We start from the raw sequence: 22,442 nt of genomic DNA, 5'->3' as shown, positions 1-22,442 counted from the left end.
TCCGCCTATGGCGCAATATGAACGGCCCTCATTTGGCCGAACCGCCACGACCGGGACGGCCGCGAGCATCGACCAGGGGCTGCGCGCCTACATGAACCGTGTCTACGGTCTCATGGCCGGCGGCGTGGCGCTCTCAGGCGTCGTGGCCTACGCCATCGCCAACACCCCCGCTTTGGCTCAGCTCATCTACGGCACGCCGCTGCGCTGGGTCGTGATGCTGGCCCCTCTGGCCTTCATCTTCCTGATCGGCTTCCGCGCTCATAAGATGAGCGAATCCGGAGCCATGGCGACCTTCTGGGCCTTCGCGGGCGTGATGGGCGCCTCGATGGGCATGATCTTCCTCGTCTTCACCGGCGCGCAGATCGCTCAGGCCTTCCTGATCACCGCCATCTCCTTCATGGTCATGGCCGGATACGGCTACGTCACCCAGCGGTCTTTGTCCGGGTGGGGCAGCTTCCTGTTCATGGGCGTGATCGGCCTGATCCTCGCCAGCCTGCTGAACCTGTTCATGCAGTCCTCGGCGCTTCAGTTCGCGATCTCGGCTCTGGGCGTGCTGATCTTCGCGGGCCTCACCGCCTATGACAGCCAGCGCCTGAAGAACGAATATCTCTACCTCGCCGACACCGACGGCGGCGCCGCCTATATGGGCAAAAGCGCCATCTTCGGCGCCCTGAGCATGTATCTGAACTTCATCAACATGTTCCAGTCGGTCCTGAGCCTTATGGGCATCATGGGCGGCGACGAGTGATCTAAACGCCTTCCGCCGCGGCGGGAGGCCTCGCTCAAGATCAAGACCCCCGCGTCCGCAAGGGCGCGGGGGTTTTTCATATCCGCGACGCAACCCCTATCCGTCGCGGCGCCTTGCCCGGAGCCTCCCGCTCCGCGATCATGCGGCCTCCTCCCCGCCGTCGGATTCCGGAGCCGCCTATGCCCCGCCTTCTCGCCCTCTCCCTGACCGCCGCCGCCCTCGCGCTGAGCGCCTGCGCCGCCACGCCCGGCCCCTCCTCCAACGGCTATACGCCGCTGCGGGCGATGGGCGCCGCCGCCGACGATACGGGCATCCGCATCGGGGTGGAGTCGCGGCTGGTGTCTCTAGGGGCCTTCTCGGCGGTGACGGTGCGGGTCTTCCGGGGAAGGGTGCTGCTGGTCGGGCGCGTCCCCGACGCAGAGACCAAGGCTCTGGCGATGCGGGCGGCGCTCTCGGCGACGGGCGTGCGCGAGGTGCTCAACGAATTGATCGTCGGGCCGCCGGTGGGGACTCTCGCCAATATCGAGGATCTGCGCATCAGCACGCAGGTGCGGGCCGGGCTGCTGGCGAACGTCAACGTCAATCAGGCCAATTACGACGTCACCACCTCGGACGGCGTGGTCCATCTGCTCGGCGTGACGCCGAGCGAGGTCGAATTGCGCCTCGCCGCCGAAGCCGCCTCGCGGGTGCTGGGCGTGCGCAACGTGCAGATCCACGTGCTTTCGGCCAGCGATCCGCGCGCGGGATTCTAAGAGCTTAAGGCCCCGCCGCCAAAGCCTGAGCGCAGGCGGGGGTCGGACGCGCGCCCGCCGCTTCGAGGCGCGGCGCGAGCTCGGCCCAGAGCTTGCGCTCCGCCGGGCGGGCGCTCGGGCCGCAGGCGACGCTCACGCCCGAGAGATCGGCCTCCCAAAGCTCCAGCTTATCGAGCACGCCCGCCAGATCCGCCGGATCCGCATAGCCGGGCGAGGCGAAATCCAGCGTCGCGCCGGAGAATTTCGCGCCTTTGAGCTCGTAATTCTTCTTCAGCCCCGCCACATGGGCGCCGGTGAAATCCGCGCCGGAGAGATCCGCGCCGGGGAGATTCAGCACCAGTTCGGCCTCGCGGAACTTCGCCCCCGCGAGCTTCGCCCGCCCCCGGGGCTGCGCGCCCCAAAAGAGATAGACCCGCGCCTGCGTGAAGTCCGCGCCGGAGAGATCCGCCCCCGCGATCCGCGCCTCGATGCGCCCGATGCGGCCCGCGCCCTCGAAATTCGCGTCTCTCAGGTCGAGATTCTCCAGCAAAAGCAGGGATTCCGGCGAATCGTCGAGAGTCTCCAGCCCGGAGAGGTCGGCGATCCGCTCCTCTTCGCCGCATCTGCGCTCCAGAGGGATCAGCCCGCGCCCGAGCCCCTCCGGCAAGACCGTGGCGCAATCGGAGAAGGCGCCCGCGAGGTCGATCATGGGATTCTCGGAATCGCGCAGCTCTAAGCGCGCCCCCGCCAGCCGCGCGCCGAAGAACAAGGCGCCCGGCGCGAAGGCTCCGGTCAGATCCGCGCCCTTGAGATCCGCGCCCCGCAGATCGGCGAAGACCAGCGAAGTCCCCCGCAGATCCGCGCCGCTGAAATCGGCGCCGCTCAGCTTGGCGTAGGCGAAATCCGCCTCCCGCAGATCCGCCCCCCGGAAGGAGACGCTCAGCGCCTTGGCCTCGGCGAGATCCGCGCGCCGCAGGATCGCCTTGGAGAAATCCCCGCCTTCGAGATCGGCCTCGCGCAGATTGGCGCCGGTCAGATCGGCCTCCACGGCGTCGAAGGCGGCGCGGCTGCGCGAGGCGTCGAGCCCCGGCGGCGCGCCCCGCAGCGGAATCGGCCCGGCCGCCCCCACCAGAGCCGTCGAGAGGCCCCGCAGATCCGTCCGCGCGAGATCCAGAGCCTCGCCCCGCGCCAGAGCCAGATCGTCCCGGACCCGCCTCACACGCGGATGTTCGCCATGCCGCGCGAAATATTCCTCCAGCGCCGCGACGCCCGCCTCCAGATCCTCGGGCCGGGCCGGAACGCGATGCACGCCGCTTCCGCCCTCCAGACGATGGCGCGCCAGACGCAGCCATGCGTCCGGGCGCGGAGGATCCAGCGCCGCCGCCGCGCGAAAGGCGGCGTCCGCGGCGGCGTGGTCGCCGTATTCCGCCAGAGCCTCGGCGAGGGCCATGGCGGCGGCGTAGCCTTCCGGCCCCTGCGCCGCCTGTTTGGCCGTCGCGCGCAGAGCCGCGATCCGCGCCTGAGCCTCCGTCGCCAAAGCGCGGAGGGCCTGAGCCTTCCCGGCGTCTTCTCCGTCGGCCGCCTCCGTCAGGCATTCGAGGCTTTCGCCCTTCCCCTCCGGGCCGGGTCCGCCGAGGATCAACAGCTTGTCGCCGGTCTTCGCCTCGGGGCAGAAGCTCGGCTCATAGCGCATGCAGATCCAATAATTGGGGAATTCCTCGTCCCATTGCCGGATGGTCAGCCGCTCGGGCGGCGCGCCCCAAAGCGCGCCGTCGATCCGCAGGACGGCCCGCCGCATGGGCGCGCCCGCCTCGTCGCCATGGAGAAAGCCGCTCGGGCGCTTCTCGAAGCCGAGGACTTCGGCCTCAGCCAGCCAGGAGCCTTCCGCGAAACGCTCCGAAAGCGCGAGCGGCGGCGTGAAGAAGCTCGGGGCGCAGGCGAAAGCCGGAGAAGCGGCCAAAGCGGCCAGACTCGCGCTCAAACCGATCGCCGCAGTCCGGAAGCTCATCCGCCGCTCTCCCCATATGTTCAGTGGTCAGACGGCCTTCAACGCCGTCTGGAAATCCTCCACCAGATCCTCGGGATCCTCAAGCCCCGCCGAAAGGCGTAGAAGCCCCGGCGAAACCCCCAGCTCCGCGCGCTTTTCAGGCGTCAGGCGCTGATGGGTGGTGGTGGCCGGATGAGTCACGATGGATTTGGCGTCGCCGAGATTATTCGAGATCGTGAAGATCCGCAGAGCGTTCATCACGCGGAAAGCCGCCGCCTGATCCGCGACCTCGACCGAGAGCATGGTGCCGCCGCCCTCCATCTGGGCCTTGGCCACCGCGTGATGCGGATGATCCGCGCGGCCCGGATAGACCAGCTTGGTCAGCTTCGGACTTCCCGCCAGAGCCTCGGCCAAAAGCGCCGCGGCCTCGGCCTGAGCCCGCACGCGCAGGTCCAGCGTCTCAAGGCTCTTGAGCAGCAGCCAAGCCGAGAAGGGATTCAGCGCGCCGCCCGTATGTTTGATGAAGGGTTCGAGGGTCTCGCGGATGAATTTCGTGGTTCCGAGCACCGCCCCGCCGAGCACGCGGCCTTGGCCGTCGATATGCTTGGTGGCGGAATAGACCACGACGTCCGCCCCGAGCCTCAGCGGATGCTGAAAAATCGGCGAGGCGAAGGCGTTGTCCACGATGAGCGTCGCGCCCGCCTCATGGGCGAGGGCCGAAACGGCGCGAATATCCACGAGGTCGAGGGTCGGATTGGCGGGAGTCTCGATGAAGGCCGTGCGGGCGCCGCCTTTGAAGGCCGCGCGCCAGGCGTCGAGATCGGCGCCGTCCACGAAGATCGTCTCCACGCCATAGCGCGGGAGCAGATTCTCCAGAATGTAAAGGCAGGAGCCGAAGAGCGCCTTCGAAGCCACCACCCGGTCCCCGGCCTGAACTTGGCTCAAGATCGCCGCGCTGACCGCCGCCATGCCCGAAGCCGTGGCGAAACAGGCCTCCGCGCCTTCGAGCGCCGCCAGACGATCCTCGAACATGGCCACGGTCGGATTGCCGTAGCGGGCGTAGATGAAGCCGGGATCCTCGCCGGTGAAGCGCGCCTCGGCGGCCTCGGCGGAGGGATAGGCGAAGGCTTGGGTCAGGAAGATCGCCTCGGAGAGCTCGCCGAACTGGCTGCGGCGGATTCCCTCATGGGTCAGCAAAGTGCGGGTCCGCCAGCCGGAGCGGGCGGGTTTCGAATCTGTCGGATCTTGGGTCATGGCGGCGGGACTCCCTGCGATAGCCAGAGACCGGCGGGACAGGAGACGCGCTCCAACCTTTTAGCGGGTTTGGTGAGGCGGCCCGCAATCCGGTCGATCAAATCGCCGCCGCGCGAGGAACCCGCGCGACCGGCAAGCTAAGACTCCGCTCCTTCGGCGTCAAGCGGGGGCGTCAAGGGAGCCGGGCCCGATGTTCTCGACGACAAAGGCCCGCTCCGGCGAGGAGCGGGCCTTCCCATCCGATCGGCGGATCAGCCGCGCGACCACCAGCCGCTGCGCTTCGGCCGGGCGGGCTTGGCCTCCTCCGGCGCGGGCGCGGGCGCAGGGGCCGGTTCTGAGGCGGGAGGCGCGGCGGGCGCCGCCTCGGGCTCCACGGCGGCGAGGGCCGCCGTCTCAGGAGCCGCCTCAGGCGCCGCCGGTTTTTTGCCGCGCGGGGCGCGCTTGGCGGGCTTGGGCGCCGGAGCGGGCTCCGCCGTTTCGGCCTCAGCCGGAGCGGGGGCCTGAGCAGGAGCCTCGGGGGCCGCAGCCTCGGCGCTCGCCTCCGCGAAGAGCTTCCCGGCGGCCAGATCCAGCGCGTCGGGACGGCTCAGCAAGGCCGCGGCGGCCTCGCGGCTGAAGTCCTGTCCGGCGGGCTCCGCGGCGGACTCTGCGGCGGCTTCGGCGGCGGCCTCGGGCTCGACCGCCGGAGCGGCCTCCTCGCAGAAGGGCCTGCGCTCCTCGCCCCGACGTCCGCCCTTGCCGCGGCCGCGACGTCCCCGGCCTTCGCCGGAGCCGGATTCGGGCGCGGAGGGCGTCGGGAACTCCGGCGCGAGGATCGATTCCGCGTTCTCGCTCGCCCCCAGATCGATCACCGGCAGAGGATCGGCGGCGCGGGGCTCAGGAGCGCGCTCCTGCCGCGGCCTGCGCTCGTTGCGGCCGCGACGGCCTCCCCCGCGCTCTTCGCGCGGTTCGGGGCGCGGCTCGGGGCTCGACTCGGGACGCGCTTCGGCCTCAGAGGCGGAAGCCTCCTCGACCTCTTCGGCCTCCTCGGCGGGGCGCGGGCCGGAAGACCGGCGCGGCGCCTCGATCTCGATGCGGCGCGGCTCGGCGCGGGCCTCGATCTCCTCCTCTTCGGCGTCGGCGAAGCTGGAGTCGATCCCGACCGGGCCGGATTCGGCGCGGGCCACGGCGGTCATCAGGAAGCGCTCGAAGCGATGCTCGGAGGGCGGCAGGCTCGGATCGCCCTCGACGTAGACCGCCAGAGCATAGCGCTTCTCAAGGCTGAGCAGGCGCTCGCGCTTATGGTTGATGAGGTAGTTCGCGATGGAGACCGGCGCGGCGATCTTCATGCCCACGCCCGGCTCGCGCACGCCCGCCTCTTCGGCCTCGCGCAAGATGGAGAGCGCCAGAGATTCGTCGGAGCGCACATGCCCCACGCCCTGACAATGCGGACAGGGCTTGGTCGAGGCCTCCAGCATGCCGGGACGCAGCCGCTGACGCGACATCTCCAGCAGGCCGAAATTCGAGATGCGCCCGATCTGCATCCGCGCGCGGTCGTTCTTGAGGCAGTCCTTGAGCTTGCGCTCCACGGCGCGGTCGTTGCGCGGATCGTCCATGTCGATGAAGTCGATGACGATCAGCCCCGCGAGGTCGCGCAGGCGCATCTGGCGCGCCAGCTCCTCGGCGGCTTCGAGGTTGGTTTTGAGCGCCGTGTCCTCAATGGAGTATTCGCGGGTCGAGCGGCCGGAATTCACGTCGACGGCGACCAGCGCCTCGGTGATGTTGATGACGATGTAGCCCCCCGAGCGCAATTGCACGATGGGGTTGAACATGGCCGTCAGCTGGCTCTCGACCTGATGGCGGATGAAGAGCGGCACGTCGTCGCGATAGGGCTTCACGTTCTTCGCATGCGAAGGCGTGAGCATCTTCATGAAGTCTTTGGCTTCGCGATATCCGTCCTCGCCCTCGACGACGATTTCTTCGATGTCGCGGGAATAGAGGTCGCGGATGCTCCGCTTGATGAGGTCGCCCTCTTCATAGACCAGCTTCGGCGCGACCGAAGCCAGAGTCAGATCGCGGACGGCGGTCCATTGGCGGATCAGATAATCGTAATCGCGTTTGATCTCGGCCTTGGTGCGGTCGGCGCCGGCGGTGCGCACGATGAGGCCCATGCCCTTGGGCACGTCCAGCTCCTCGGCGGCTTCCTTCAGACGCTTGCGGTCGGCGGTCTCGGTGATCTTGCGGCTGATGCCGCCGCCGCGCGCCGTGTTCGGCATGAGCACGCAATAGCGGCCCGCCAGCGAAACATAGGTCGTGAGGGCCGCGCCTTTGGTGCCGCGCTCCTCCTTCACCACCTGCACCAGCAGAATCTGGCGCTTCTTGATGACTTCCTGGATCTTATAGCGGCCGCGCGGGAAGCGGCGCGGCGAAGCGCCCTCGGCTTCTTCGCGGGAATCCTCCTGACCGACGTTCTCGACCTCGAAGGCCTCGCCGTTGTCGGAATCGCCCTGATCGCCCTGATCCTCGGCGCCCGCCCCGATCCCGGAGGCCTCGGCCTCTTCGTCCTCCGGCGCGCCTTCTTCGGCGGCGAGCGCCTCGGAGGCGGCCTTCTCGCGGGGCTTGCCCTCGCCCGGACGCCGGCGACGACGCAGATACCGCGCCCGGCGCCCGCCCGAAGCTTCGCCGCTGGCGGAATCGTCCGGAGAGGCGGCCATGGCCTTGGCCGGACCCTTGCGCTCCGCTTCGTCCGGGGACTCGGGCTGAGCTTCGGTCTGGGGCTCGATCAGCCGCGCGACGGAGCCGTCCTCCAGAATCGCCTCTTGAGCGGCCTCTCCGGCGGAGGACTCTTCCTGAATCCGGGACTGGGCCTCGGACTGGCCGCGGCGCTCAAGGCGCAGCAGACGCGCCGTGGTCCCGTCCTCCAGAACGACTTCGCGTTCCGGCACCTCGACCCAGCCGCCCCGGGAATCGTTCCGGCGGCGGTCGCGCCCCCGGCCCCGGCCCCTGCCCCGGCGTCCGCCGTCGTTCTTGGAGTCCTCGCGCCGGGATTCCTCCCGACGCCCCGAATCGCCCTCTCCGGAGACGGCGTCCGCCGCTCCGGCTTCGAGAGGCTCGGCCTCGCGCCGCGACGACCCGTCGCGGCCGCCTTTGCGCTCGCCGCTTTTTTCAGCGTTGCGGCCGCGGCCGTTCCGGCTTTCCCGGGCGGGGCGCTCCTCGGCCTCCTCCTGATAAGCGCGGGCGGCGTCGGCGAGCAGGGCGGCCCGGTCGGCGTGGGGAATCTGATAGTAATCCGGATGGATTTCGCTGAAGGGCAGGAAGCCGTGCCGGTTCCCGCCATATTCCACGAAGGCCGCCTGCAACGAGGGCTCGACCCGCGTCACGCGCGCGAGATAGACGTTTCCGGCGATTTGTTTCTTGGTGACGGTCTCGAAGTCAAACTGATCGACCCGCTGGCCGTCCACGACGACGACCCGGGTCTCCTCCGGGTGGCTCGCGTCGATGAGCATTTTTCTGGGCATGGATGCGCCGACCGGGGCGCGCGCAAGGGCTGACGGCCCGGTCGGATCGCGCCGCCGGGTCCGCAGGCGCCGCCTTCGCGCGCCGCCGCCTTTCTGATTTGTTGCTGCGGTCGGAGGCGACAGGCTCGGAGGCGGCCCTCTTGGGCCCGCTTGTCCTCCGCCTGAAGCGCTCCGCCTGAAGAATATGAAGCAAAACCTGACTCTTAGGGCTTTATATGGTTAAATCTTCCGCCTCTCGGCGTCAGGTCGCGCGGATCGGCCGCCGCGAGGGGCGGCCGTATGGGAGAGCGCTCAAACCATCCCGACGGACCTTTTTGAGCGCGCGCGCCTTTACGATAAACTCGGGCTTAATCGTAAGGACGCAAAAATCATACGGATCCCGCCGGAGATAATTCTCTTGGGGGGAGGCCTCGGCGCTGAAGCATTCGAAGGCGGAGTCCCTCCGCCGGATCCCGCTCCAGAGCCGCGCGCCGTCATACTAGACGCGCCCCGCCCCTCGCGCCAAATGTTTTTTCGGTTGGCGCGGAGATATGATACAAGGACCGAAAAAAGCCTTTCCGCTTTCCGGCGAGACAAGGCTGAAGATCAGGATCGAGCAGCATGTGGAGAACCCGCCCCCCGTCACGGCGGAGCCGGAGCCTCGGGAAAGCCCTTTTCGGCGCGCCTCTCAAGGCGTCGAGGCTTCTTTTCGCCCTCTGCGTCCTCGCCCTTCTGTCGGCGACGCCCCTTTGGGCTGCGCCTTCGGTCAAGGCCGTGCGCATCGACAGTTTCGCCGCCGGAGCGCATGTCGTCATGGAGCTGGACCAGCCCCTGACGCCGCGCGTCTTCACCACGGCCAATCCGGACCGGCTGATCATCGACATGCCCGAAGTGATCTGGGGCCTGCCCCAGACCTCCGGGCCGGTGGACAGCCCCGTGATCCGCAATTTCGGCTATGCGCCGCATGTGCCGGGAGTCTCGCGGCTGGTGCTGGATCTCGCCGAGCCCGCGCAGCTTCTGGGCTATGATCTGCGCCCCGCCCCCGACGGAAGGGCGCATTACCTCGACATCGCGCTCGCCACCCGCAGCCAGCCGCCCAACGCGCTGATCGCCGGGCCGCCCTCCGCCCCGCCCGCGCGGGTCGGAGCGCCCCGCCCGGCCCAGCCCGCCGCCCCCGCCGAAGAGCCCGAGGCCCAGAAGGCCGAAGATTCCGAAGCGAAGGCCGCCGAAGCCGAATCGGCTCTGGCCGCGCAAAGGCTGGTCGAGGAGGAGATGCGCCGCCTGACGGAGGAGAACCGCCGCCTCGCGGAGGAGAGCCGCCGTCTCGCCGAAGACACCCAGCGCCGCCTGATCGAGGAGCGCGTCCGCATGGCGGCTCTTCAGGCCGCCGAGGAGGCGCGTCTGGCCCGGCTGCGCGAAGCCGCAGGCCCCAGCCTGCTGCGCCCGACCATCGCGCCCGTCGCCGTCCAGCCGCCCCAGACCGCCCCGCCCGCTCCGGCTCCGGTCGTCGCGGCCCCCGCGCCCGCCGCCCCGCCGCCCGGCCCGCTCAAGACCGAGCGCCGCGCCGAAGCCGCCGTGCGCAAGGCCAACGCCGAAACGCCCGCCCCGCGCGGCAAATCCCAGACCCGCCTCGCCGGATCGCCCTATGCGCCTTCTCTGGGCGACGTCTCGGCGCTGAACACGCTGTTCTCGCGCCCGGAGGGCCAGCAGGTCGCCATGGCGACGCCGCCGACCCCCGCGCCCGCGCCCGTCCCTCCGCCCGCCCCGGCGAAGAAGATGCTCGTCATGCTCGATCCGGGCCATGGCGGCAAAGACCCCGGCGCGGTGCGCAGCGGCGTGCGCGAAAAAGACGTGGTGCTGGATTTCGCCAAGCTGCTGCGCGACAAGCTCGTCGCCAGCGGACGCTACGAGGTCCATATGACCCGCAACAGCGACCGCTTCGTCGAGCTGGAGGACCGCGTGGAGGCCGCCCGCGTGGTCAACGCCGACATCCTGATCTCGGTCCACGCCGATTCGCTCGACGATTCGGCAGTCTCGGGCGCCACGGCCTATCTGATCTCCGAACAGGGCTCCAACGAGCGCCTCGAGCAGATCATCCAGAACAAGGACGCCGCAGGCTCGGTGGGCGGCGTGATCCTCGCCCGCGAGGACATCGACATCGCCCGCACGCTGATCGACCTCGCGCGGCGCACCACGCGGAACCTCTCCAAGGAGTTCGCCGACGAGATCATGCGCGAGTTCGCCGCCATCGCCCCGGTGGTCAACCGCGCGGTGCGTCCGGCGAATTACGTCGTGCTGCGCGCCCCGGACACCCCCGCCGTGCTGGTGGAGCTGGGCTTCATGTCCAATGACGCGGATTTGAAACGCCTCCAATCCGAGGAATGGCGCGGCAAAGCCGCCGACGCGGTGCTGAAGTCTCTGGATTCCTGGAACCGGAAGCGCTGAAGCCCATATGCGGATGAGCCGGAGCGCCTGAGAAGGCGCCGCGGCGGGGCGCTGGACAAATCCGGCGCCCCGCGCGCATAACGGAATTAGGACGCAGGGCGCGCGGCGAAGGCTTCTCTTTCGCCGGACGGCGCCTCATCAGGCGGCGGCCTTCGCGAAGCCCGCCGCGCGCGAAGGCGGAATCATGCGGTTTCTCGGTCATCTTTTCAGCCTTTTCGCCGCGCTCAGCGTGCTGGGCGTGGCGGCGGCCGCCGGAGTCTTCTGGTGGTACGGACGCGATCTGCCCGATCATGCGCAGCTGGCCGATTACAAGCCCCCCGAACTCTCCAAGGTCTACGCCGCCGACGGCGCCCCCATCGCCGAATTCGCCCGCGAGCGCCGGATCTTCGCGCCCATCGCCGAGATTCCGCCCTTGGTGCGCCAAGCCTTCATCAGCGCCGAAGACAAACGCTTCCTCAGCCATCCGGGCGTCGATCCTCTGGCGCTGGGCAACGCGGTGCGCGGCGCGCTTCAGGGCGGACGCATGCGCGGCGCCTCGACGATCACGCAGCAGGTGGTCAAGGTCATGCTCGTCGGCGACGAGCGCGAGATCGAGCGCAAGATCAAAGAGGCCATCCTCGCCTTTCGGCTGGAGCGGGCGCTCAGCAAAGACCAGATCCTCGAAATCTATCTGAATCAGATCTATCTCGGCGCGGGCGCCAACGGCGTGGCCACCGCCGCCCAAACCTATTTCGGCAAGAGCCTCGCCGAACTGGAGCCGGAGGAGGCCGCTTATCTGGCCGCTCTGCCGCAGCGGCCCTCGCAGCTCCATCCGGTGCGCAATAAGGACATCGCCACGAGCCGCCGCAACTACGTGCTGCGCGAGATGCGCAACAACGGCTACCTCACGCCCGAACAGGCCGAGGCCGCCATGGCCAAGCCGCTGGAGACGCGGCTCGACGACCCCACCGCCCGCCGCGCGCCCGAGGCCTATGACTGGGCCATGGCCTATCCCATCGAAGAGATCCGCAGCGAATTGATCTCGCGCTTCGGCGAGGAGGCCGCTTACGGCGGCGGACTCGTGGTGCGCTCCAGCATCGACCCCGCCTTGCAGAATCTGGCGGGGCGGGCTCTGCGCGAGGGGCTCAGCGAATATGACCGCCGCGACGGCTGGCGCGGCCCCGTCGGCCGCATCGAAGGCGTCGCGGCCATGGACGAAGACGCCCGCCGCAAGGCCCTCGGCGAGATCCGCGCCCCGCGCGACCTCGGGGACTGGCGGCTCGGCGTGATCACGGCGGTGGACGCCAAAGCCGCGAGCTTCGCCCCCGAGCCCCGCGAGGGGCAGGATTCCGCGCCGCTGGAGCTGACGCTCGAATCCGTGCGCTGGGCGCGTCCGCGCCGCGAGAACGGGAGCCTCGGCGCCACGCCCAAGGCCGTCGGCGAGGCGCTGAAGGTCGGAGACGTGGTCTACGTCGCCCCCGTGGACCCCAAGGCCAACGGCGGCGCCTCATGGCAGCTGCGGCAGGCGCCGAACGTCAACGGCGCGCTCATGGCCATGGATCCCCATACCGGCCGCGTCCTCGCCATGCAGGGCGGCTTCAGCGCGCAGGCCAGCGTGTTCAACCGCGCGACTCAGGCGAAGCGTCAGCCGGGCTCGGCCTTCAAGCCGATCCTCTACGCCGCCGCGCTGGATCACGGCTACACCCCCGCCACCGTGGTGCTCGACGCCCCGGTCAGCGTGGATCAGGGCGGCGGGCAAGGCGTCTGGCGCCCCGAGAACTTCAGCCGCCGCTTCAACGGCCCGACCCCCGTGCGCGTCGGGCTGGAGCGCAGCTACAACGCCATCACCGTGCGCATGGCGCAGGACGTCGGGATGGACGTGATCGGCGATTACGCCGTCCGTCTGGGCGTCTACGACGGCATGCCCAATCTGCTGGCCTATGCGCTGGGCTCGGGCGAGACCACGCTGCAACGGCTCTCCACCTCCTACGCCATGATCGCCAACGGCGGCGAACGCGTCTCGCCCAGCCTCATCGACCGCGTGCAGGACCGCAACGGCGTCACCATCCTGCGGGCCGATGCTCGGCTCTGCGAGGGCTGCGCCGCCGCCGAGCCGGGCGTCTCGCCGCCGATTCCTCAGGCCCGCGAGCGCGTGCTCGATCCGGTGACGGCCTATCAGACCACCTCCATGATGGAGGGCGTGATCCAGCGCGGCACCGCCACGCGCCTGAAGCGTCTGGGCCGCCCCATCGCGGGCAAGACCGGCACCACCAACGACGCCAAAGACGCCTGGTTCATCGGCTATACGCCGGATCTGCTGCTCGGCTGCTTCATGGGCTTCGACACCCCGCAGGAGCTGGGCCGCGAGGCCTCGGGCGGCGGACTCTGCGGCCCGGTCTTCGAGATCTTCATGGGCGAGGCCCTCAAGGGCCAGCCCCCGAAGGCCTTCGCGGTTCCCGAAGGCGTCTCCTTCGTGCGGATCGACCGGCGCACCGGCCAGCGCATGCCCGAAGGCGTGACCAGCGAAGACATGATCATGGAGGCCTTCCGCGCCGGAACCGAGCCTCAGGATGAGGAAAGCTACGCGCCCAGCGCCGACATCTTCGCGCCGCCCGTCGGCGAAATGGGTTATGGCTACGGCTATGAGGACGGCGCCGGGGGCGGCGGATGGGGCGCGGGAGTCTTCGGCGGCGCGGCCGCGCCGGGAGGCTACGATCCCTACCGGAGCGCGGTCCCCCCGGCGCCTCAGCCCTCCGGCCCTCTGCTCGACGTCTATGGGAATCCGGTGGGCTATCAGCCGCCCCAGCCCCCCGCGCCCGCATGGCCTCAGGCCCAGCAGCCGCAGCAACAGCCCCCGCTTTACGTGGATCAATACGGGCGCCCGGTGATGACGGCGACGCAGCAGCAGCCTCTGCCGGGAGTCTCGGAATATCATATGGACCCCGTGACGGGCCAGTTGATCCCCGTGGCGCCGCGCGGCGGCTTTCCTCAGCCTCAGCCGCAATACGCCCCGCAGCCGCAGCAGCCGCAGTTCTCGGGCCAGCCGCAATATGCGCCACAGCCCCAGCAGGCCCAGCCCAACGCGCCGCTCTTCTACGGCGCCCCGCCCCCCGCCCCGCAGCAGCCGCAAGACGCGGCGGCTCAGGCCGGAGAAGGCTTCCGCCTCGACGGAGTTTATTGAAGCCGCGCCGGGGCGCCCCTTCCTGCGGAGGGGCGCGGTCTTTACCCCACCCCCCGGCGCGGCTATATAACCCCCAAGAAGCAAGATCCCGAATTTGAGAGCCCCGCCCATGCGCGCCGAAACGCAAAGCGTCGTCGAAGAGATTCGCCAGTCCCTCGCCCTGCTGCGCCGTCGGCTCGACTGGGAGACCGCGCCCCTGCGGCTGGAGGAGCTGAACGCCCGCGCCGAAGCGCCGGATCTCTGGAACGACCCCGCCAAAGCGCAGCAGGTCATGCGCGACCGGCGGATTCTGGAGGAATCCATCAACGGCTATCGGACGCTCGAAGGCGGGCTTGAGGATAATCTCGGCTTCATCGAACTCGGCGAGGCCGAAGGCGACGCCGAAATCGTGACCGAAGCCGAAACCGCCCTCGCGGCGCTGCGCGAGAAGGCCCATCGCGCCGAAATGGAGGCTCTGCTCTCCGGCGAGGCCGATGGCAACGACGCCTATCTGGAGGTCCATGCGGGGGCGGGCGGAACCGAATCCTGCGATTGGGCGCTGATGCTCTCGCGCATGTATCTGCGCTGGGCCGAAAAGCGCGGCTATAAGATCGAGCTGATGGAGGAGACCCTCGGCGAAGAGGCCGGGCTGAAGTCGGCCACCTATCAGATCAAGGGCGAAAACGCCTATGGCTGGCTGAAGAACGAGACCGGCGTGCATCGTCTGGTGCGCATCTCCCCCTTCGACAGTCAGGCGCGTCGGCACACCTCCTTCTCTTCGGTGCTCTGCTATCCGGTGATCGACGACACCATCGTGATCGAGGTGCAGGACAAGGACATCCGCATCGACACCATGCGCGCCTCGGGCGCGGGCGGCCAGCACGTCAACAAAACCGATTCGGCGGTGCGCATCACCCATTTGCCGACCGGAATCGTCGTCACCTCCTCGGAGAAGTCGCAGCATCAGAACCGCGACATCGCCATGAAGGCGCTGAAGTCGCGGCTCTATGAAATGGAGCTGCAGAAGCGCGCCGACGCCGACGCCGCCATGCGCGATTCTCAAGGCGAAAACGGCTGGGGACATCAGATCCGCAGCTACGTCCTTCAGCCCTATCAGATGGTGAAGGATCTGCGCACCGGCCATGAGACCTCGGATTCTCAGGGCGTGCTGGACGGCGATCTCGACGATTTCATGGGCGCCTCTCTGGCCGCCAACGCCGCCGGGAAAAGCCGCGCCGACGCTCAAGGCGAGTAAGCGCGCCTTTCCCCGCCGCAGAAGAAAAGCGCCGCAGAGGCTCTCCGCGGCGCTTTTGTTTTTCGTCTCGCCCGCAGGCGGAGCCTCAGCTTTCCTGATGAGGCCCGGGAATCTGGCGCATCTCCTGATCGCCCAAAGGATTCTCGGCGCGCTGCACCGAGCCCTCGAAATGAGCGCCCGCCTCGATGGCGATGCTCTTATGCAGAATGTCGCCCTGCACATGGGCCGAATTGGAGAGCCGGACCTTATTGCCCCGAATGCGGCCGATCACCCGCCCGTTGACCACCACGTCGTCGGCGATGATTTCGCCGCGGATCACGGCGGTCTCGCCGACGGTCAGCATGCTGGAGCGGATGTCCCCTTCGATCACGCCCTCGATCTGCACGTCTCCGTCGGCGACGAGGTCGCCCCGGATGGTCAGATCGGCCGAGATCAGAGAGGTCACCGCCCGCCGCGCCACGGCGGAGCTGGCGGAAGCGGAGGCGGGGGAGGTCATGGGCGGACTCACAGGGCTGGAGGTTCCAAAGACGGAACTGGATGCGCCCGGCGCGGCCGGACGCTGCGTCTCCGGCTCCTGCGTGTCGATGGGCGCGTTGAGCTTGGATTTGGAGAACATCTGGACGGCCTCGAACTGGTGGGGGCGGGAACCCGAAAGGGGAGTCCTGAACTTGCTGATCGCGGCGAGATTTTCCGATCCATCCGGTAAAATCAAGTAAACAGGCCGTCTTCGTATGGGAAGCGGGCGGAGAAAGGTCGATCCACAGGCGAATTCCTCCGCCCCTCGACAACCGTCCGCCTCAGGCGGATTGCGCGCGCAGAACCTTCAGAGCCTCGGCGGCGTGGCCCTCGGGCTTGACCTTGCGCCAGACCCGCCGGACGACGCCTTCAGGATCGATCAGCCATGTGGCCCGCTCGATTCCCATATATTTCTTGCCGTACATGCTCTTCTCGACCCAGACGCCATAGGCTTGGCAGACCTCGCCTTCGGGGTCCGAGACCAGAGCGTCCAGATCCAGCCCATGCTTCAGCCGGAATTTCTCATGCGCCTTCAAGGGATCGCGCGAGACGCCGACCACGAGCGCCCCCGACGCCGCGAACTCCGCCTTGAGGGCGGTGAACTCCTGAGCCTCCAGCGTGCAGCCGGAGGTGTCGTCCTTGGGGTAGAAATAGAGCGCGACCCAGCGGCCCCGCGTCCTGGAGAGGTCGAAGACGCCCTCCGGAGCGGCTTCGCCGAGGGCGGGCGCGGCGAAGAGCGGCGCGGTCTCGCCCGGCCGGGGCCCCTCGGGAAGGGCGGCGGTTTTCTCGGCGCTCATGCGTGGGTCTCCTCCTCGGCGGCTTGGGCCCGGGCGTCGGCGAAGGTCTCCAGCCATTCGGCGGAGCGCATTTCATTCAGACGGCTGACGGTCCGGCCGAATTCGAAGGCCCCGTCTCCCGAGACGTAGAGGTCTTCCGGCTCGCCCGCCGCCGAGACGATCAGGCGGCGTCCGGCGTCATAAAGCACGTCGACCAAGGTGATGAAGCGCCGGGCCTCGTTGCGCCGGGCCGGGCCGAGCAAAGGCACGCGCTCCAGAATGAGCGTATGATAATGATCGGCGATGGCGAGGTAATCCGCGGGCCCCAGAGGCCGCGCGCAGAGATCGCCGAAAGTCGCCCGCGCCACGCCGTCCCAAGCGCGGGGGATCACCACGTCGCGGCCCTGCACCCGCAGAGCCTCCGAGGCGCCCGCGGCGGCGTCGGTCAGACGGCGCCAGATCTCATCCACATGGGCGGTGGCTTCGGCGGTGGGGCCGCCGAACCAGGCTTCATTGGAGGCCAGCCCCGCCATGCGGTGATCCCGCGCGCCGACCAGCTCGACCACCTCCATGCGCTCTTGAATCAAAGCGATGAAGGGCTTGAAGCTGTCGCGGTTGAGGCCGTCCTTATAGAGATCCTTCGGGTGGCGGTTGGAGGTGGTCACCACCACCACGCCCAAAGCGAACAAAGCCTCGAAGAGCCGCCCGAGAATCATGGCGTCGGCGATGTCCGAGACCTCCATTTCGTCGAAGCAGAGCAGACGCGCGCTTTCGGCCACGCCCCGCGCCACCGGCGGCACCGGATCGGCCACGCCGCTCTGACGCGCCTCGGCGAGGCGCTGATGGATCTCGCGCATGAAGGCGTGGAAATGCACCCGGCGCTTGGGCTCGACGGGGGCCGTCTCGAAGAAGAGATCCATGAGCATGGTCTTGCCCCGCCCCACCCCGCCCCAGACGTAAAGCCCACGCGGAGTCTGCGGCGAGGAGGCGGGCTTCTTCAGAAAGGCGAAGCGCCAAGGCTTGCCGCCGCCGCCCTCGCCGGGCAGAGGCGGCGGAGCCCAGGCCGCCAGCCGCTCCTGAAGATCCTGAAGCTTCTGCGCGACCGCGCGCTGCGGCGCGTCTTCGGCCAGCAGGCCCTCGGCGCGGAGCGCCTCGTAACGCGCGAAGGGGCCGGAGGTCATGAAGCGGTCTCCTCAGGAGAGGCGTTAGGAAAGCTTAATCAGCCGGAGGTATCGCGCCGCCCCTTGAGGGTCAAGAGCTTAGGGGGCGGACGCGGGGCTTCACAGCGATTCCGGCTCGGCGTCGGGCGCGGAGCCTTCAGGACGGGCCTCGGCCGCGGCCTCCGCCGCCGGCTCCAGACGGCGGCCCGGAGAAATCGCCTCGGGATCGAGGATCAGATGCAGCACGGCGGGACGCCCCTCGGCGGTCGCGGCGCGGGCGGCGGCGAGGGCCTCGGGCAGATCCTCGTTGCGCTCGACCCTGCGGCCGAAGACTCCGTAAGCTTGGGCTATGGCGGCGAAATCGGGATTCCGCAGAGCGGTGCCGCTTTGGCGTCCGGGATGGGCGCGCTCCTGATGCATGCGGATCGTGCCGTATTGGCCGTTGTCGCAGATCAGAGCCAGAACCGCCGCGCCCTCCTGAGCCGCCGTCCCCAGCTCCTGCATGGTCATCTGCCAGCAGCCGTCTCCGGCGAAGCAAAGCGCCTCGCGCTTGGGATGGCGCAGTTTGGCGGCGATGGCGGCGGGCAGGCCGTAGCCCATGCTGCCCGAAGTCGGGGCGACCTGAGTCCCGTAGCGCCGCCAGCGCCAGTGCCGATGCAGCCAGGCGGCGTAATTTCCGGCGCCGTTGGTGGTGATCGCGTCGTTGGGCGCGGTCTCGCGCAGATGGGCCATGAGCGCCTCCATGGTCAGAGGCCCCGGCGTCGTCTCCGGGAGGGCGCTCCAGATCTCGTAAGCGGCGTGAGGCTGGGCGGCCTCCGCAGCCCAGACCGGCGTCGAGGGCGGGCCTTCGGCGTCATGCAGAGCGCCGAGGAAGCCGCCCGGCGTCGCGCAGATCGGCAGATTCGGGGCGTAGACGCGGCCCAGTTCGTCGGGATCGGGATGGATGTGGATCAGACGCTGATCAGGGCTCGGAACCTTCAACAGCTCGTAGCCCTGACTCGGGATCTCGCTGAAGCGCCCGCCGAGCAGGATCACCAGATCCGAAGCCTCGACGCGTCTGCGCAAAGCGCCGTCCAGCCCGAGCCCCAGATGCCCCGCGTAAAGCGGATGCTGATTGTCGAAAAGGCCCTGACGCCGGAAGGAGCAGGCGACCGGCAGCATCCAGCGCTCCGAGATCGCCCGCAAGGCCCGCACGGCCTCCGGCGTCCAGCGCGAGCCTCCGGCGATCAGCGTCGGGCGGCGCGAGATGGAGAGCAGCCGCCGCACCCATTCGATCTGGGCGACGCTCGGCGTCTGCTCCGGCGCCTCGACGCGGCGCGGCGCGGCGGCCTCGGTCGGATCGACGAGCATGTCCTCCGGCAGCGCCAGAACCACCGGACCCGGACGCCCGCTCATCGCGACGTGAAAGGCCCGCGAGACGTATTCCGGAATCCGGTCGGCGCTGGGGATGGTCGCGGCCCATTTCGCCAGAGGCCCGAAGAAGGCGGCCATGTCCGCCTCCTGAAAGGCCTCGCGGCCGAGATGCGCCCGCTCCACCTGCCCGACGAAGAGAATCATCGGCGTGGAGTCCTGACGCGCCACATGAACCCCCGCCGAGGCGTTGGTCGCGCCGGGGCCGCGCGTCACGAAGCAGATTCCGGGGCGCCCGCTCATCTTGCCCTCGGCTTCGGCCATCATGGCGGCGCCGCCCTCCTGGCGCGCGACGATCAGACGGATCTTCGAATCCTTCAGCGCGTCCAGCGCCTCCAGATAGCTTTCGCCGGGCACGCAGAAAGCGCGCTCCACGCCTTGCTCCTCCAGAGCCTCGATCAGAAGTCTTCCGCCGCTGCGCGCCATATTCCGCTCCAATCTCGCCGATTCCGCCCGAAACGGCGCGAGGCTTGCGCGCCTTCGAGAGTTTCCGTTACATTTTGTGAAACCGGCCTGCGGGCCGCACAGGGGTCCGCGCGCGCGGACGCGCTCTCGGGAGGTCTCGCATGATCCGTCGTCGTTCCCTTATTGGCTCAGTTCTGCTTGCGGCTTCAAGCCTCGTCTCGCTTCCCTTCGGCGCGGCCATGGCTCAGGAGCGCCCGCTGGTCGCCGTTTCGCAGATCGTCGAGCATCCCGCGCTGGACGCCGCCCGCCGCGGACTCATCGACGGGCTGGACGCCGCCGGATATCGCGCCGGAGACACCATCCGCTTCTCCTATCAGACCGCTCAGGGCAATCCGGCGGTGGCCGCGCAGATCGCGCGCCAGTTCGTCGGCGAGAACCCGGCGGTGCTGGTCGGCATCGCCACCCCGACGGCGCAGGCTCTGGCCGCCGCCACGCAGGACATTCCCATCGTCTTCACCGCCGTCACCGATCCGGTGGACGCCAAGCTGATCGCCAGCTTCGCCAAGCCCGGCGGCAACGTCACGGGCCTCTCCGACATGTCGCCGGTGACGGATCACGTGAAGCTCATCCGCGAGATCCTGCCCGAGGCCAAGACCATCGGCGTGGTCTATAATCCCGGCGAGGCCAACGCGGTCTCTCTGCTGGCCGCGCTGAAGGCCGCCGCCCCCGGCGAGGGCTTCACGGTGATCGAGGCCTCCGCCGCGCGCACCTCCGAAGTCCAAAGCGCCGCTCAGGGCCTCGGCCCGCGCGTGGACGTGATCTACGCCCCGACCGACAACACCGTGGCCTCGGCCATCGCCGCGCTGGTCAACGGCGCCAAAGCCTCCGACACCCCGGTGATCGGCGGCGAGACGAGCTTCGTCGAAGCGGGCGCCGTGGCGGCTCTGGGCTTCGATTATTATCAGGTCGGCGTGCAGACCGCCGATTACGTCGTCGAGATCCTGAAAGGGAGGAAGCCCGCCGATCTGCCCGCCCGCGTGGCGGTCGGCACGGATCTCAAGGTGAACCTCGAGGCCGCCAAGGCGCTGGGAATCACCTTCTCCGAGGAGCTTCTGGCCCGCGTCACCCCCGACGCCCCCGCCGAGCCCGCCGCTGAGGAGGCCGAAGAGGCGCCCGCCGAAGCCGCCGAGTGATCCGGCGCGGCCTCCGCCCGCGGCGGAGGCTCTGAAGACCTCCGGAGCCCTCGCCAGCCCGAGGGCTCCGCGCGTCTGAGAAGAAGGCCCCGTTCAGGCCTCGCAAGGCGTCCCCGCCCGTCTTTCGCCCGCCGGCCGATTCCATCTCCGCCGCGCCCGCCCTTCGGGCGCGGCGCGTTTACGCGCAACCGACGAATTGCGAAAGCTCTCATGAATTTCCTCAACCTCATCAACGCTTACGCCTTTTGGGGCGCGATCGAGCTGGGCCTGATCTTCGGCCTTGTGGGCCTCGGCGTCTTCCTCACCTTTCGGGCGCTGGATTTCCCGGATCTGACCGTGGACGGCGGCTTTCCGCTCGGCGCGGGCGTGGCGGCGGTGCTGATCCTCGGGGGCTGGAATCCTTGGCTGGCCTGTCTGGCGGCCGTGGGCGCGGGGGCTCTGGCGGGGCTGGCGACGGGAATTCTGGCCATCCGCTTCGGGGTGCTGCACATCCTCGCCTCGATCCTGACCATGATCGCCTTGTTCTCGATCAACATCCGGGTGATGGGCGCGCCGAATCTCTCGCTGCTCGGTCAGGAGACCATCGTGACCCCCTTCACGCAGATGGGGCTTTCCGGGCTTTACGCGCGGCCTCTGGCGGTGGGGCTGGTGGTTCTGCTCGTGACGGGGCTGCTGACGCTGCTCTTCGCCAGCGATTTCGGACTGGCGCTGCGGGCGACGGGCGTCAACGCCCGGATGCTGCGGGCGCAGGGCGCCGATTCCCGCGCCTACACCTATTTCGGACTGGCTTTGTCGAATGGTCTGGTGGCTCTGGCGGGGGCGCTTTTCGCCCAGACCAGCGGATTCGCCGACGTGACTTCGGGCGCGGGCACCATCGTCTTCGGTCTGGCGGCGGTGGTGCTCGGCGAGACCTTCTTCCGCAGCGGACGCATCTGGGTGATGCTGGCGGCCTGCGTGATCGGCTCGATCATCTATCGTCTGGCTCTGGCGGTGGCGATGCAGAATCTGGGCTCGGTGGGGCTTCAGGCCTCGGACCTCAACCTCATCACCGCGCTGATCGTGGCGGCGGCCCTGATCGCTCCGAAGATCCGCGCCGAGATGCGTCAGCGCGCCGCCCGCAAGGGAGCCGCCTCATGATCCGCGTCGAAAATCTGCATGTGGTCTTCAACCCCGGCTCGGCCATCGAGAACCGCGCGCTGCGCGGGCTTTCGCTGACCATCCCGAAAGGCGCCTTCGTCACGGTGATCGGCTCGAACGGCGCGGGGAAGTCGACGCTGCTCGGGGCGCTCTCCGGCGAGGTGACGCCCACGCAGGGCCGCATTGGAATCGAAGATCAGGACGTGACCTTTCAGCCCGTGCATAAGCGGGCGAAGCTGGCGGCGCGGGTCTTTCAGGATCCCCTCGCGGGCACCTGCGCGCCGCTGACCATCGAGGAGAATATGGCGCTGGCGCTCAAGCGGGGCGAGGGCCGGGGCTTCGGGCGCGCCTTGCGCGAGGAGCGTCGGGCGCTGTTCCGCGAAAGGCTGAAGCCTCTGGGGCTGGGGCTGGAGAACCGCCTCAGCGACCGCATCGGGCTGCTCTCGGGCGGGCAGCGTCAGGCGGTGAGCCTCGTCATGGCCACCCTCGCGCCGAGCCGCATTCTGCTCCTCGACGAGCATACGGCGGCGCTCGATCCCCGCATGGCGAAATTCGTGCTGGAGCTGACCCGCGAAGTCGTCGCGCAATATGGCCTGACCACGCTCATGGTGACGCATTCCATGGCCGACGCCCTCGCCCATGGCTCGCGGACGATCATGCTGCATCAGGGCCAGATCGCGCTGGACGTCGCCGATCCGGAGCGCCAGAGCATGACCATCGGCGATCTGCTGGAGATGTTTTCGAAAGTCCGCGGCGAAGAGATCAAGGACGATAAGCTGCTGCTCTCCTGAGCGCCTCCCCCCAAAAAGA

The 22,442-nt window shown here is 68.9% G+C and carries 15 protein-coding genes and 1 riboswitch; of the genes, 8 read left to right on the top strand and 7 right to left on the bottom strand.

The window, feature by feature from the left end; genetic code table 11:
- Positions 1 to 7: 7 nt before the first annotated feature.
- Positions 8 to 748, top strand: a complete 741-nt coding sequence (locus B161_RS0107335) for a Bax inhibitor-1/YccA family protein (RefSeq protein ID WP_018632720.1) — start codon at positions 8 to 10, stop codon at positions 746 to 748.
- Between the two features lie 179 nt (positions 749 to 927).
- The gene (locus tag B161_RS17240; RefSeq protein ID WP_018632719.1) at positions 928 to 1,500 is read left to right on the top strand and encodes a BON domain-containing protein; all 573 of its coding nucleotides are present in this window, start codon (positions 928 to 930) and stop codon (positions 1,498 to 1,500) included.
- Positions 1,501 to 1,504: 4 nt separating this feature from the next.
- Here B161_RS17240 and B161_RS18750 read toward each other — a convergent pair whose 3' ends face one another.
- The 3 genes from B161_RS18750 to B161_RS0107310 form a co-directional block, all read right to left on the bottom strand.
- A complete protein-coding gene (locus B161_RS18750) occupies positions 1,505 to 3,487 on the bottom strand; it encodes a pentapeptide repeat-containing protein (RefSeq protein ID WP_018632718.1) in 1,983 nt (660 codons plus the stop codon).
- Between the two features lie 27 nt (positions 3,488 to 3,514).
- Positions 3,515 to 4,720, bottom strand: coding sequence for an O-succinylhomoserine sulfhydrylase (gene metZ / locus B161_RS0107320; protein ID WP_018632717.1), 1,206 nt, complete (start codon positions 4,718 to 4,720; stop codon positions 3,515 to 3,517).
- 40 nt (positions 4,721 to 4,760) lie between these two features.
- Positions 4,761 to 4,839, bottom strand: a riboswitch (SAM riboswitch).
- 132 nt (positions 4,840 to 4,971) lie between these two features.
- On the bottom strand, positions 4,972 to 8,217 hold the full coding sequence (locus tag B161_RS0107310) for an Rne/Rng family ribonuclease (RefSeq protein WP_026310262.1): 3,246 nt from the start codon (positions 8,215 to 8,217) through the stop codon (positions 4,972 to 4,974).
- Between the two features lie 600 nt (positions 8,218 to 8,817).
- On the opposite strand from B161_RS0107310, the gene B161_RS18745 reads away from it, so the two are divergent.
- The 3 genes from B161_RS18745 (at position 8,818) to prfB (ending at position 15,035) form a co-directional block, all read left to right on the top strand.
- Complete coding sequence (locus B161_RS18745; protein WP_018632714.1) at positions 8,818 to 10,641, top strand: N-acetylmuramoyl-L-alanine amidase; 1,824 nt, start codon at positions 8,818 to 8,820, stop codon at positions 10,639 to 10,641.
- Between the two features lie 184 nt (positions 10,642 to 10,825).
- Positions 10,826 to 13,801: a penicillin-binding protein 1A gene (locus B161_RS17225; RefSeq protein ID WP_018632713.1), complete on the top strand. Its 2,976-nt coding sequence runs from the start codon at positions 10,826 to 10,828 to the stop codon at positions 13,799 to 13,801.
- Positions 13,802 to 13,910: 109 nt separating this feature from the next.
- Entirely contained in the window at positions 13,911 to 15,035 is a 1,125-nt protein-coding gene (prfB, locus tag B161_RS0107295) for a peptide chain release factor 2 (RefSeq protein WP_018632712.1), read from the top strand.
- 85 nt (positions 15,036 to 15,120) lie between these two features.
- Here prfB and B161_RS0107290 read toward each other — a convergent pair whose 3' ends face one another.
- From B161_RS0107290 to B161_RS0107275, 4 genes are all read right to left on the bottom strand, one after another.
- Positions 15,121 to 15,651: a bactofilin family protein gene (locus tag B161_RS0107290; protein ID WP_018632711.1), complete on the bottom strand. Its 531-nt coding sequence runs from the start codon at positions 15,649 to 15,651 to the stop codon at positions 15,121 to 15,123.
- 181 nt (positions 15,652 to 15,832) lie between these two features.
- Positions 15,833 to 16,348: a peroxiredoxin gene (locus B161_RS0107285; protein ID WP_018632710.1), complete on the bottom strand. Its 516-nt coding sequence runs from the start codon at positions 16,346 to 16,348 to the stop codon at positions 15,833 to 15,835.
- A complete protein-coding gene (gene zapE, locus B161_RS0107280) occupies positions 16,345 to 17,508 on the bottom strand; it encodes a cell division protein ZapE (protein ID WP_018632709.1) in 1,164 nt (387 codons plus the stop codon). Before zapE ends, B161_RS0107285 begins: the two co-directional genes overlap by 4 nt.
- A gap of 99 nt (positions 17,509 to 17,607) precedes the next feature.
- Positions 17,608 to 19,323 (bottom strand): thiamine pyrophosphate-binding protein, encoded by a 1,716-nt coding sequence (locus B161_RS0107275; protein ID WP_018632708.1) that lies wholly within the window; start codon positions 19,321 to 19,323, stop codon positions 17,608 to 17,610.
- A gap of 140 nt (positions 19,324 to 19,463) precedes the next feature.
- On the opposite strand from B161_RS0107275, the gene B161_RS0107270 reads away from it, so the two are divergent.
- From B161_RS0107270 to B161_RS0107260, 3 genes are all read left to right on the top strand, one after another.
- Positions 19,464 to 20,495, top strand: a complete 1,032-nt coding sequence (locus B161_RS0107270; RefSeq protein WP_018632707.1) for an ABC transporter substrate-binding protein — start codon at positions 19,464 to 19,466, stop codon at positions 20,493 to 20,495.
- A 210-nt stretch (positions 20,496 to 20,705) separates the two neighbouring features.
- Complete coding sequence (locus B161_RS0107265) at positions 20,706 to 21,632, top strand: ABC transporter permease (RefSeq protein ID WP_018632706.1); 927 nt, start codon at positions 20,706 to 20,708, stop codon at positions 21,630 to 21,632.
- Positions 21,629 to 22,423: an ABC transporter ATP-binding protein gene (locus tag B161_RS0107260; RefSeq protein ID WP_018632705.1), complete on the top strand. Its 795-nt coding sequence runs from the start codon at positions 21,629 to 21,631 to the stop codon at positions 22,421 to 22,423. Before B161_RS0107265 ends, B161_RS0107260 begins: the two co-directional genes overlap by 4 nt.
- Positions 22,424 to 22,442 lie beyond the last annotated feature (19 nt).

Origin of the sequence: Neomegalonema perideroedes DSM 15528 (assembly GCF_000374145.1) — a bacterium.
In the GTDB taxonomy this organism is placed as follows: domain Bacteria; phylum Pseudomonadota; class Alphaproteobacteria; order Rhodobacterales; family Rhodobacteraceae; genus Neomegalonema; species Neomegalonema perideroedes.
The sequence above is the reverse complement of the archived record's forward strand: the minus strand, read 5'-3'. Positions and strand labels throughout refer to the sequence as shown.